Raw genomic sequence first — 10,782 nt, forward strand, 5'->3', positions numbered from 1 at the left:
GCCGTCCCGAGGAGGCACCGATGGCCGGTCTCGTCCGCAAGAGCTTCGACGATCCCGAGGAGGTCCGCCCCTTCGAGGCGGGCATGGGGGAAGTCCGCCTGGTCAACCAGGAGGCCGGCGCCGTCGGCCGCGGGGTGTTCCGGCCCGGCTGGCAGTGGACCAAGCACATCAAGCCGATCGCGGGCACCGAGACCTGCCAGGCGGCCCACATGGGGTACGTGATCTCCGGCCGGATGAAGATCGTGATGGACGACGGCGAGGAGGCCGAGTTCGGCCCCGGCGACTTCATGATCTGCCCGCCCGGCCACGACGCCTGGGTGCTCGGCGACGAGCCCTGCGTCGTGATCGACTGGCAGGGCTTCGCCGACTACGCCAAGCGCTGACCCCGCCCGGGTCCCGCCGCCACCGCCCCGCCGGGTGCCTGCCCCGGCGGGGCGGTGGCGCGTCCACCGGACGTGCGGGCGGGGTGTTCCGGGGCGGGCATGGGTGCCGGGCCGGGCAATGGGTGCCGCGGCCGGGCACTCAGACCGCGCTGCCGGCCTTCCAGGCGGCCCAGCCCATGTTCCAGCCGTTCAGCCCGTTGGACGGCTCGACGGTCCTGTCGCCGGAGTTCACCACCTCGACCACGTCGCCGACCATCGAGCTCTTGTAGAACCTGGCGCCGTCCACGCCCTGGTCCTGCGCGCCCTTGACGTCCTGCAGGCCGACGCAGCCGTGGCTGGTGTTCTGGCCGCCGAAGATCGACGGCGGGGACCAGTAGTTGCCGTGGATGAAGGTGCCGGAGGTGGTGAGCCGCTGGGCGTGCGGCACGTCGGAGATGTCGTACTCGCTGCCCAGGCCGACGGTCTGCGAGTTCATCCGGGTCTGCTGGAACTGCTCGGAGATGACCATCTTGCCGCCCCAGGTGCGGTACTCGGGCGAGCCCCCGGAGATCGCGTAGACCGCGCTGACCTGGCCGTCGGTGGTGACGGTGAGCTTCTTCGCGGCGAGGTCGGCGACGCTGGTCTGCGCACGGCCGACGGTGAAGCGGACGTCCTTGGACTGGGTCCCGTAGACGCCCTTGGCGCCCTGCACGTCCTTGAGCCGGAGCTTGAGGGTGACCTTGGTGCCCTTGGCCCAGTAGTCCTGCGGCCGGAAGTCGAGGCGGGTGCTGGAGAACCAGTGCCCGACGATCTCGACGCCCGGCTCGGCTATGACGGTGATCGCCTGCTGGACGGCCTGGCGGTCGGTGACCGGCTTGCTGAAGTTGATCGAGACCGGCATGCCGACGCCGACGACGGAGCCGTCCTCGGGGGTGAAGTAGCCGACGAAGGTGTTGGCCGGGGTGGCCGTGGTGAAGGTGGCGTTGGCGTTCGCCTCCAGCCGGTCCTTGTCGGCGGCCGTGGCGGTGACGGTGTACTTGGTGCCGCTGACCGGCGCGGCGGCCGAGGTCCAGCCGGTGCCGTCCGCGGAGAGCTCGCCGGCCAGCGCCTTGCCGGCCGAGTCGACGACCTCGACCGTGCCCAGCGTGCCGCCGGTGACGGTGACCTTGACCGGGTCGCTGAAGCTGGCGGCGGTGGCGCCGTCGGCGGGCGTCACGGTGATCACGGCCGCCGAGGTCTTCGGCGAGCTGCTCGCGCCGGCCGCCGTCCCGGTCCCGTCGGCCCCCGAGGAGCCCGAGCCGCCCGAGGACCCGGACCCGCCGGCCGCGTTGCCGCCCTCGTCGCCCTTGCTGTCGTTGCAGGCCGCCAGCAACAGCACCGGCGCGCCGATCAGCCCGGCCAGCACGCCGCGCCGGCTCCAGTGCCCGCCGGCCGCCCGGCCCCGCCCGTCCCGTGGTGTCACGTCGCGCTCTCCCTGCTGATCATCCCGGCCCTGCTGATCATCCCGGGCATTACGGATACAAGAACGCAATCCACCCCTTCACGGGTTCCATCACCAACGGGAAACGTTGGTATGAGCCTACTCAAGTGACCGCCAAACACGCCAAATATGGACAGAGCGCCCGACCTGCACGGGCAGGTCGGGCGCTCTTGAGCCGTGACGGGCGGGCGGCTACTCGGCGGACTCCTCCACCGTGTACTCGTCCCAGCCCTCACCCTCCGGGTCGAACTCGGTCTGGGCGGACTCCCAGGTCGCGGAGGCGAGCTCCACGCCCGGGACGTCGCCGAGGAGGGCGACCGGGTCGATGAAGTGGGCGAGCGAACCCGACGGGTCCACCTCGATGGCCTCGACGGACTGGGCGCGCTCGTCGTCGTCGAGGTACTCATCGTCCGTCACCTGCTGCAGGGCGGCCGCCTTGAGCGCACCCTCGTCGGTGATCTCGGCGATGAGCTCGATGCTGAGCCGGACGTAGCGCGGGGCGTCCTGGCCGGTCGTGTCAGTGCTGGTCATGCGTGCGAGCGTACGGGAAACCGCCCGCAGGCACCGGACCGCGGCACCCCGGACGCGCGCCGCGCATCCGGCGACCGGCGGCGCCCGGCAACCAGCGGGGCCGGCCCCTCCGGAGAGGGGCCGGCCCTGCTGCCTCCGCCTGGGCTCCCCCACCCGGGAGCCGCGGAGACGCGCCGAGCGGCGCGGCGGTTGCCGCGGGAGCCACCGCACCCTGGCACCGGCCGGAGCCGGGCAGGAGCGGGACGACGGCGCCTCCCGCGAAGGGGACACGGCCGGCCGGATCAGGGCCGACCTGTGTGTCCTGAGACGACCACGCCCGCCGGGGAGCCGCTCCCGGCCGGTCGTCGTCGCCTCGCTCGGCGTCTCGCCGTTGACCCCAACGATGCACGAGCCGTGTTAAGCGCGTGCTGCGTGCAGGTGACGCCGGTGTACCACTTCACCCGCGGACGAACCCTCAGCGGCTCGGCACGGAGCGGAACTGACCGGGGGTCAGTGACCGGTCCGGCCGGTCAGGAAGCCCAGCAGGTCCTGGCGGGTGACGATGCCCTGCGGCTTGCCCTCGACCAGCACCACCGCGGCGTCGTCCTTCTCCAGCACGGTCATCAGGTTGGTGACGGTCTCGCCCGAGCCGACCACCGGCAGCGGCTTGGACATCACCTTGTCCAGCGTGTCGGTCAGCTGGATCTCGTTCGAGAAGACGCCCTCCAGCAGCAGCTTCTCCACCACCGAGCCGATCACCTCGCCGGCCATGATGTCGGGGTGCCCGGCACCCGGGGAGACCACCGGCATCTGCGAGACGCCGTACTCGCGCAGCACCCGGACCGCCTCGGCGACGGTCTCGTTCGGGTGCATGTGGACGAACTGCGGGATGCCCTCGTGCTCGATGGCGTCCTTGCGGGCCAGCACCTCGCCGATGTGCGCCTCGTCGGTGGCCGACGGCAGGAAGCCGTAGTCGGCCATCCAGTCGTCGTTGAAGATCTTGGACAGGTAGCCGCGGCCGCCGTCCGGCAGCAGCACGACCACGACGTCGTCCGGGCCGAGGTCGCGGGCGACCTCCAGCGCGGCCACCACGGCCATGCCGCAGGAGCCGCCGACCAGCAGGCCCTCCTCCTTGGCGAGGCGGCGGGTCATCTGGAACGAGTCCTTGTCGGAGACGGCGACGATCCCGTCCGCGACGTCGCGGTCGTAGGCGGTCGGCCAGAAGTCCTCACCGACGCCCTCGACCAGGTACGGCCGGCCGGTGCCGCCGGAGTACACCGAGCCCTCCGGGTCGGCGCCGATCACCTTGACCTTGCCGCCGGAGACCTCCTTCAGGTAGTTGCCGGTGCCGGAGATGGTGCCGCCGGTGCCGACGCCGGCCACGAAGTGGGTGATCTTCCCCTCGGTCTGCTCCCACAGCTCCGGGCCGGTGGAGTAGTAGTGCGAGGCCGGGTTGTCCGGGTTGGAGTACTGGTCCGGCTTCCAGGCGTTGGGCGTCTCGCGGACCAGGCGGTCGGAGACGTTGTAGTAGGAGTCCGGGTGCTCCGGGGCGACGGCGGTCGGACAGACGACCACCTCGGCGCCGTACGCGCGCAGCGTGTTGATCTTGTCGGTGGACACCTTGTCGGGGCAGACGAAGATGCACTTGTAGCCCTTCTGCTGGGCCACGATCGCCAGGCCGACGCCGGTGTTGCCGGAGGTCGGCTCGACGATGGTGCCGCCGGGCTTCAGCGCGCCCGAGGCCTCGGCGGCCTCGATCATGCGCATCGCGATCCGGTCCTTCACCGAGCCGCCGGGGTTGAAGTACTCGACCTTCGCCAGCACGGTCGCGCTGATGCCCTCGGTGACCTTGTTCAGCTTGACCAGCGGCGTGTTGCCGACCAGGTCGATGATCGAGTTGTGGTACCGCACGGGGGTCCTCCCGGTCTGTGGGCATGCGAGTGCTTTCGGTACTGCAAAGCCTAGGGCGTGCCACCGGCCCCAGCCCTCCCCTACGGCACACCCGTCACGGCCCCGCCCCGCCGCCGCCCCCGGAAGCGGTGCCGCACGCCCCCCGCCACGAATGGCCCACCCCCGTCGTAGGCCGCCGCCAACGCGGGTAGTAGGGGTGTATCAGGTGCACTGGAGATGCCCCGCCGGGGGCGGCACGACGACGTGAAGGGGGCACCGGATGCCAGGGGCACAGGAGTCGCGGGCCCGGGTGGCCCGCCGGATCGCCACCGCGGCCGCCTACGGCGGCGGTGGCCTCGGCCTGCTGGGGGTCGGCCTGGTCGGCGTACTGCTGACCGAGAGCAAGCTGGCCATCCAGGCCATCGGCATGCTGGACGGCGACCCGCCCAAGGCCAACGGCGTCTACGGCGAGGCCTTCGCCGACGGCACCGAGCCCCAGCCCCCGCTGGTCCTGGCCTTCCTCGGCGACTCCACCGCCGCCGGCCTCGGCGTGCTGCGGGCCCGCGAGACCCCGGGCGCGCTGCTCGCGGCCGGCCTCGCCTCGGTGGCCGAACGCCCGGTCCGGCTGGTCAACGTGGCCTTCTCCGGCGGGCGCTCCGTCGACCTCTCCGGTCAGCTGGAGCTGGCCCTGCCGCACCACCCCGACATCACCGTGATCATGATCGGCGCCAACGACGTCACCCGGCACAGCCCGGCCCAGCTCGCGGTGCGCCAGCTCGGCGAGGCGGTCGCGGCGCTGCGCGCCAACGGCAGCGAGGTGGTGGTCGGCACCTGCCCCGACCTCGGCACCATCAAGCCGGTGCGCCCGCCACTGCGCTGGGTGGCCCGGCGGCTCAGCCGGCAGCTGGCCGCCGCGCAGACCATCGCCGTGGTGGAGGCGGGCGGCCGGACGGTCTCGCTCGGCTCGCTGCTCGGGCCGGAGTTCGCGGCGCGCCCCGAGATGTTCGCGGCCGACCGCTACCACCCCTCGGCCCAGGGCTACGCGACCGCGGCGATGGCCGTCCTGCCCTCGGTCTGCGCCGCGCTCGGCCTCTGGCCGGAGGAGGAGCGGCCGGCCGGCCAGGTCCCGGGCGAGGCGGTGCTGCCGGTGGCGGTGGCCGCGGCGGCCGCGGCCGGCCGGTCGGGCACCGAGGTGGCCGCGGTCGGCGCCGACGGCACGGTCCGGCGCTGGGCGCTGCTGCGGCAGCGGCTGCGGGTCGGCCTGCCGGCCGCCGGGGCCGCGGAGCCGGCGACGGACGGCGCCACAGGCCCGGGCACCGCGGACGACGGCGCCACGGCGGGCCGGCCGGCCGCGGCCCCGGGGAGCGCGGACGACGGCGCCGCGGACGGGAGCCCCGCGGACGGGAATACGTCGGCCAGCTCACACGCTGCTGCGGGTGACGCCTGACCTACCAGGCGGTAACTTTCCTCCCGGACGTCCCCGCCCGCCCGGCCCCGGGTCGGCCGGCCGCCCGGGCGCCCCTGCCCGGCGGACAGTCCGAAGGTCACTCAGCGAGGAGCCCGCCATGCCCGAAGCCGTCATCGTCAGCGCCGCCCGTTCGCCGATCGGCCGGGCCTTCAAGGGCTCTCTCAAGGACGTCCGCCCGGACGACCTGACCGCGCACATCATCGGCGCCGCGCTGGCCAAGGTGCCGCAGCTCGACCCGCGCGAGATCGACGACCTGATGCTGGGCTGTGGCCTGCCCGGCGGCGAGCAGGGCCACAACCTGGCCCGCATCGTGGCCGTCCAGATGGGGATGGACTACCTCCCCGGCGCCACCATCACCCGCTACTGCTCCTCCTCGCTGCAGACCACCCGGATGGCGCTGCACGCGATCAAGGCCGGCGAGGGCGACGTCTTCATCTCCGCCGGCGTCGAGACCGTCTCGCGCAGCATCCACGGCACCTCGGACGGCATGCCGGGCACCATGAACCCGCTCTTCGACGACGCCCAGGCACGCACCGCCAAGCGCGCCGAGGAGGGCGGCGGCGAGTGGCACGACCCGCGTGAGGACGGCCTGCTGCCCGACGCCTACATCGCGATGGGCCAGACCGCCGAGAACCTGGCCGCGCTCAAGGGCATCACCCGCGCCGAGCAGGACGAGTTCGGCGTCCGCTCGCAGAACCTCGCCGAGGCCGCCATCAAGGCCGGCTTCTGGGAGCGCGAGATCACCCCGGTCACGCTGCCCGACGGCACCGTGGTCAGCACGGACGACGGCCCGCGCGCCGGCGTCACGGTGGAGGGCGTCTCCGGCCTCAAGCCGGTGTTCCGTCCGGACGGCACCGTCACCGCCGGCAACTGCTGCCCGCTGAACGACGGCGCCGCCGCGCTGGTCATCATGTCCGACACCAAGGCCCGCGAGCTCGGCATCACCCCGCTCGCCCGGGTGGTCTCCACCGGCGTCAGCGCGCTCTCCCCCGAGATCATGGGCTACGGCCCGGTCGAGGCCTCGAAGCAGGCGCTCAAGCGCGCCGGGCTGACCATCGGCGACATCGACCTGGTCGAGATCAACGAGGCCTTCGCGGCCCAGGTCATCCCGTCCTACCGGGACCTCGGCATCGACCTGGACAAGCTGAACGTCAACGGCGGCGCCATCGCGGTCGGTCACCCCTTCGGCATGACCGGCGCCCGGATCACCACCACGCTGATCAACTCCCTGCAGTGGCACGACAAGCAGTTCGGCCTGGAGACCATGTGCGTCGGCGGCGGCCAGGGCATGGCGATGGTCATCGAGCGGCTCAGCTGAGCCCCGTATTGCGCACACTGCACGGACCGCGTCAACCCCGGGGGGTCCAGACCACCCGTTTGGAGTGACGCAGAGTAATTGAGGGCCGGATCACACCGCGAGGTCGATCCGGCCCTCTTTTCTTTCGATTCCGGACCGGAAATCGACGGTGCGGAGCGGATCAACTCCGCAGCGTAGAACGGTGTTACCTAACAATTTGGGGACAAGGGCGAAAGTCCGGGACAAATTAGACATTCGCCACTGCGGTAACAGCCCCGCATGCGGCAGTGTGGAGACGTAACCCCGTTCCACTCCTCCCTAGGAGTACGTTCCGTGAGCGCCGTCTACACCATCCTGCTGCTGATCCTGATCGCCGTGTCGACCGCCGTGCTGCTCCACGTCCGGGGACTCTCCCGCAGGCTGGACGCGCAGGCCGCGGCCACCGCCGCACCCGCACCGGTCGACGAGGCGGCGATACGCCGCGCCGTCGCCGAGGCGCTCGCCGCCGACCGCGAGCGGGAGATCACCGAGGCCCGGGCGTTCTGGGCCGAGCAGGAGGCCCGCGCGGCCGAGGACGCGCCGCTGTTCGACTCCCCGTTCGCGAGCGTGCTCGGCACCACGGACGAGTGGCCGCTCTTCTTCCCCCGCCCGACCGGGCCGCAGGACGCCGTCGACAACGCGGGCACGATGGACCCGGAGTTCGGCGAGGCGCTGCGCTCCGCGCTGGAGGACCTGATCAACGAGGGCGGCGTCGCCCCGGCCGAGCCCGGCACCGACGGCGGCGCCCCGCTGCGGCCCGGCCACCCGGCGTCCGGCCACCCGACCGGCCACCCGACCGCGGACGCCGGCGGCGACGCGCGGGCCCGCCGGGAGGCCGACCTGCTCGCCACCGGCCTGGAGGCCGGCCTGCTGGACGCCGACGCGGCCGTCGAGGAGGCCCCGGCGGCCGCCCCGGACCCGCGCCGCCACCCCTCGCACCCCGACTTCGTGCCGAGCCAGGCACCGTCCCGCGAGTGGACCGACACCCGGCTGACCGCGCTGGCCGAGGACCGCATCGCCCTGGTGGACGTCCGCCCCGGCCCGCTCGGCACCCTGGACGTGTACGCCTTCGCCGACGGCACCACGCTCTGTGTCGCCCCCGGCGACCGCGAGGCCGCGTACCGGCTGATCGACGCCGTCCGCGCCGGCGAGGACGTCCGGCTGCTCGGCGGCTCCCGGTTCTCCGGCTCCTACTCGCTGACCTTCTCGACCGACGAGGACGCCGTCTACGTGCTCGCCGACCGGGTGGTCGCCAGCATCTGACCCGAGCGGCCGCCGATGGCCGACCGCACACGCCGAACCCGAAAGCCGGCCGGATCGAAGGGGTTATCGATCCGGCCGGTACTGTTTTGTCGCCCGCTCGCCTCCGGGCCGCTCCGGTCCGGTGTCGACGGTCGGCGCTCCAACGCCGCTCGTACCTCGCGGCGTCCTCGCTTGCCCTCCTTGCCCGCCAGCGGGCAGGAGGGGCCCACCCTTTCGACACCGGCGCGGCCCTTCAGCTCGGGGCGGGGTCGCCCGCTCGCCCGGGGTGCAGCTCGGGGCGGGGGTCACCCGCTCGCGTCGGGGCTACTCCGGGCCGCCGGCCCACGGGATCAGGTGCAGAGGGTGGTGGTGGCCGCCACCTCGGCCAGGGCCGCGGTGAGCACCGTCGCGGCCGGCGCGGGGCCGCCCAGCGGCTCCGGGAGCGGCACCGGCGCCTCCGCCGGCAGCGCGGCCAGCGCGGCCGCCAGGTCGTGCCCGGCCACGGCCAGCTGGTCCCCGACCACGAAGGCCCCGGCGTCCGGGAACTCCCGCACCGGGCCGCCCTCGGCGCTCTGCGCAGCCGCCGCCAGCCACCGGGCGAGCGCCAGCGCGGCCACCGCCCGCGAGGGGTGGCCGGGCACCGCGCCCAGCAGGCGGCTCTGCGGCATCGAGCGGAAGCGGTCCGCCAGGGAGTCGACGGCTTCGACGAGGGGGGCTGTCTCGGGCATACCGGGAGCCTAACCAGCCCGGGCCGGCCCGAAAGCCGCCGGGCCCCGGAGCACTCGGCTCCGGGGCCCGGCGGCAGTGCGCCTCGGCCGGACACGGCCTGCGGCGCGAAGGTCCTGCGGGATCAGTCGTCGCCGCGCAGGATGGCGATCAGCCGCAGCATCTCGACGTAGATCCAGACCAGCGACAGGGTGAGCCCGAAGGCGGCCCGCCAGGCCTCCTTCTGCGGGGCGCCCTGGGCGATCGCCTCCTCGATGGCCGCGAAGTCCAGCGAGAGGAAGAACGCACCGAGGCCGATGCCGATCAGGCCGACCACGATGCCCAGCGGGCCGGAGCGCAGGCCCATGTCCGCGCCGAACATCCCGGCGACCATGTTGACCAGCAGCAGCAGCACGAAGCCCATGGCGATCGCGATGCCGATCCGCGTGTAGCGCGGGGTGACCCGGATCCGGCCGGTCTTGTAGGCGATCAGCATCGCCGCGAAGACCGCCGCCGTTCCCAGCACCGCCTGGATCGCGATGCCCGGCCAGATGGTGTTGAACACCTTGGTGACGGCACCGAGTGCGAAGCCCTCCAGGCCCGCGTAGAGCAGGATCAGCGGCGGGCTGACGCTGCGCTTGAACGAGATCACCATGCCGACCACGAAGGCGATCAGCGAGGCGCCGACGGCGAACCCGAAGTTGCGGTCGGGCAGCGCGAACCACGCCACGCCGCCGGCGGCGACCAGGGTGAGCAGCGTCATCGCGGTGCGCGCGACCACGTCGTCGAGCGTCATCCGACCCGTCGCCAGCGGACCGGCGGAGGGCGCACGGTACATCTCCACCAGCTGGTCGTCGGTCAGCGGCTGCTGCCCCGGGGCCTGCTGGGCGTACGGGTTGTTGCCGTACGGGTTGTTGCCGTACGGGTTATTGTCGTACGGGCCGCTCTGGCCGTAGGGGTTGGCGGCGTAGGGGCTCCCGGCCTGCGGGGCCTGCGTGGTGCCGAAACCCGCGTAGCCGGACTCGCGGGTGAAGGACCCCTCCCGCGAGAAGACCGGGTTGCTGCTTCTCATTGCTCATTCCCTCCGTGGCGGTACTGCACCGCCCGAAGCACAAGGGTAATGGCTTGGCAAAGGAATCAGGATACGCCGCGAGGAGGATCCGCCGAACAGCACCCGGCGGGGACGCCGGATCGGCGTCCCCGCGAGAACGGTGCCCGGAGCCGGACTCGAACCGGCACGGCCTTTCGGCCAAGCAGTTTTAAGCTGCCCGTGTCTGCGTTCCACCATCCGGGCGTCCTGTGGACCGGCCGCGGCGGTGGCGGGAGCCGGTGCTCCGTTCCATCGAGGCCACCCCTGAGCCTAGTCGCCCGCATCGCTCTTTCGCATGTTCCCAGCCGGGGAAGTTGTCATGTTTCCTTGCCATCTGACGAACAGTTCGTGATTTGGCCAAGGAAGCGCAGGATCCGGCCACCGCACTCCGGTCAGGGTCGGTGTCATACCGGAGGATGAGGGCCCCACCTGGGCGTACGCCCAGCGGCGGTCAGGCCAACCGTCCGGCGGAGCGACGAGAACGGGTGATCACACGGCGGAGCATGGAGGTACGGCCGGAAGCCCCCTGGGGCCCGGCCGTCCAGCCGTCCCCGGCGCCGTCCGCAGCCCGCGATCCCAAGGAGCACCCCCGTGACCACGTCGACCGCAACCGCCGTCCGCACCGGCCGGGCGGCCGCCCGCGCCACCGGCCTGAACAAGGTCTACGGGGAGGGGGAGACCCGCGTCGTCGCCCTCGAC

At 72.9% G+C, this 10,782-nt stretch carries 9 protein-coding genes, 1 tRNA gene and 1 pseudogene; 5 read left to right on the plus strand and 6 right to left on the minus strand.

Translation table 11 applies throughout. The features are described 5' to 3' along the window. Positions 1-20: 20 nt before the first annotated feature. Positions 21-383 (plus strand): cupin domain-containing protein, encoded by a 363-nt coding sequence (locus tag ACIPSC_RS11900; protein ID WP_400824947.1) that lies wholly within the window; start codon positions 21-23, stop codon positions 381-383. A gap of 139 nt (positions 384-522) precedes the next feature. Here the strand turns inward: ACIPSC_RS11900 and ACIPSC_RS11905 are convergent, their stop codons facing one another. From ACIPSC_RS11905 to ACIPSC_RS11915, 3 genes are all read right to left on the minus strand, one after another. Then, positions 523-1,824, minus strand: coding sequence for an Ig-like domain-containing protein (locus ACIPSC_RS11905; protein ID WP_400824948.1), 1,302 nt, complete (start codon positions 1,822-1,824; stop codon positions 523-525). Positions 1,825-2,034: 210 nt separating this feature from the next. Next, positions 2,035-2,373: a hypothetical protein gene (locus tag ACIPSC_RS11910; protein ID WP_400824949.1), complete on the minus strand. Its 339-nt coding sequence runs from the start codon at positions 2,371-2,373 to the stop codon at positions 2,035-2,037. Positions 2,374-2,862: 489 nt separating this feature from the next. After that, positions 2,863-4,263 (minus strand): cystathionine beta-synthase, encoded by a 1,401-nt coding sequence (locus tag ACIPSC_RS11915; RefSeq protein ID WP_400824951.1) that lies wholly within the window; start codon positions 4,261-4,263, stop codon positions 2,863-2,865. A 259-nt stretch (positions 4,264-4,522) separates the two neighbouring features. Here ACIPSC_RS11915 and ACIPSC_RS11920 point away from each other — a divergent pair, with 259 nt between their 5' ends. The 3 genes from ACIPSC_RS11920 (at position 4,523) to ACIPSC_RS11930 (ending at position 8,309) form a co-directional block, all read left to right on the plus strand. Beyond that, positions 4,523-5,689 (plus strand): SGNH/GDSL hydrolase family protein, encoded by a 1,167-nt coding sequence (locus ACIPSC_RS11920; RefSeq protein WP_400824952.1) that lies wholly within the window; start codon positions 4,523-4,525, stop codon positions 5,687-5,689. Between the two features lie 118 nt (positions 5,690-5,807). Further along, positions 5,808-7,028: an acetyl-CoA C-acetyltransferase gene (locus tag ACIPSC_RS11925; RefSeq protein ID WP_400824954.1), complete on the plus strand. Its 1,221-nt coding sequence runs from the start codon at positions 5,808-5,810 to the stop codon at positions 7,026-7,028. Positions 7,029-7,340: 312 nt separating this feature from the next. Continuing rightward, positions 7,341-8,309 (plus strand): hypothetical protein, encoded by a 969-nt coding sequence (locus ACIPSC_RS11930; RefSeq protein ID WP_400824955.1) that lies wholly within the window; start codon positions 7,341-7,343, stop codon positions 8,307-8,309. Positions 8,310-8,638: 329 nt separating this feature from the next. Here the strand turns inward: ACIPSC_RS11930 and ACIPSC_RS11935 are convergent, their stop codons facing one another. From ACIPSC_RS11935 to ACIPSC_RS11945, 3 genes are all read right to left on the minus strand, one after another. After that, positions 8,639-9,016: a hypothetical protein gene (locus ACIPSC_RS11935; RefSeq protein WP_400824957.1), complete on the minus strand. Its 378-nt coding sequence runs from the start codon at positions 9,014-9,016 to the stop codon at positions 8,639-8,641. 122 nt (positions 9,017-9,138) lie between these two features. Next, positions 9,139-10,065 (minus strand): Bax inhibitor-1/YccA family protein, encoded by a 927-nt coding sequence (locus ACIPSC_RS11940; protein ID WP_400824958.1) that lies wholly within the window; start codon positions 10,063-10,065, stop codon positions 9,139-9,141. A 140-nt stretch (positions 10,066-10,205) separates the two neighbouring features. Next, positions 10,206-10,287 (minus strand) — tRNA-Leu (locus ACIPSC_RS11945). 387 nt (positions 10,288-10,674) lie between these two features. Here ACIPSC_RS11945 and ACIPSC_RS11950 point away from each other — a divergent pair. Beyond that, a pseudogene (locus tag ACIPSC_RS11950) lies at positions 10,675-10,782 on the plus strand (ABC transporter ATP-binding protein); the annotation flags it as partial.

It is taken from the genome of Kitasatospora sp. NPDC090091 (genome assembly GCF_044747365.1).
Taxonomy (GTDB): Bacteria; Actinomycetota; Actinomycetes; order Streptomycetales; family Streptomycetaceae; genus Kitasatospora.

Excerpts from the sequence above, each read along its gene's own strand:
- ACIPSC_RS11900 (WP_400824947.1), top strand. The coding sequence starts at position 21 with ATGGCCGGTCTCGTCCGCAAGAGCTTCGACGATCCCGAGGAGGTCCGC.
- ACIPSC_RS11910 (WP_400824949.1), bottom strand. The coding sequence starts at position 2,373 with ATGACCAGCACTGACACGACCGGCCAGGACGCCCCGCGCTACGTCCGG.
- ACIPSC_RS11940 (WP_400824958.1), bottom strand. The coding sequence starts at position 10,065 with ATGAGAAGCAGCAACCCGGTCTTCTCGCGGGAGGGGTCCTTCACCCGC.
- ACIPSC_RS11920 (WP_400824952.1), top strand. The coding sequence starts at position 4,523 with ATGCCAGGGGCACAGGAGTCGCGGGCCCGGGTGGCCCGCCGGATCGCC.
- ACIPSC_RS11935 (WP_400824957.1), bottom strand. The coding sequence starts at position 9,016 with ATGCCCGAGACAGCCCCCCTCGTCGAAGCCGTCGACTCCCTGGCGGAC.
- ACIPSC_RS11925 (WP_400824954.1), top strand. The coding sequence starts at position 5,808 with ATGCCCGAAGCCGTCATCGTCAGCGCCGCCCGTTCGCCGATCGGCCGG.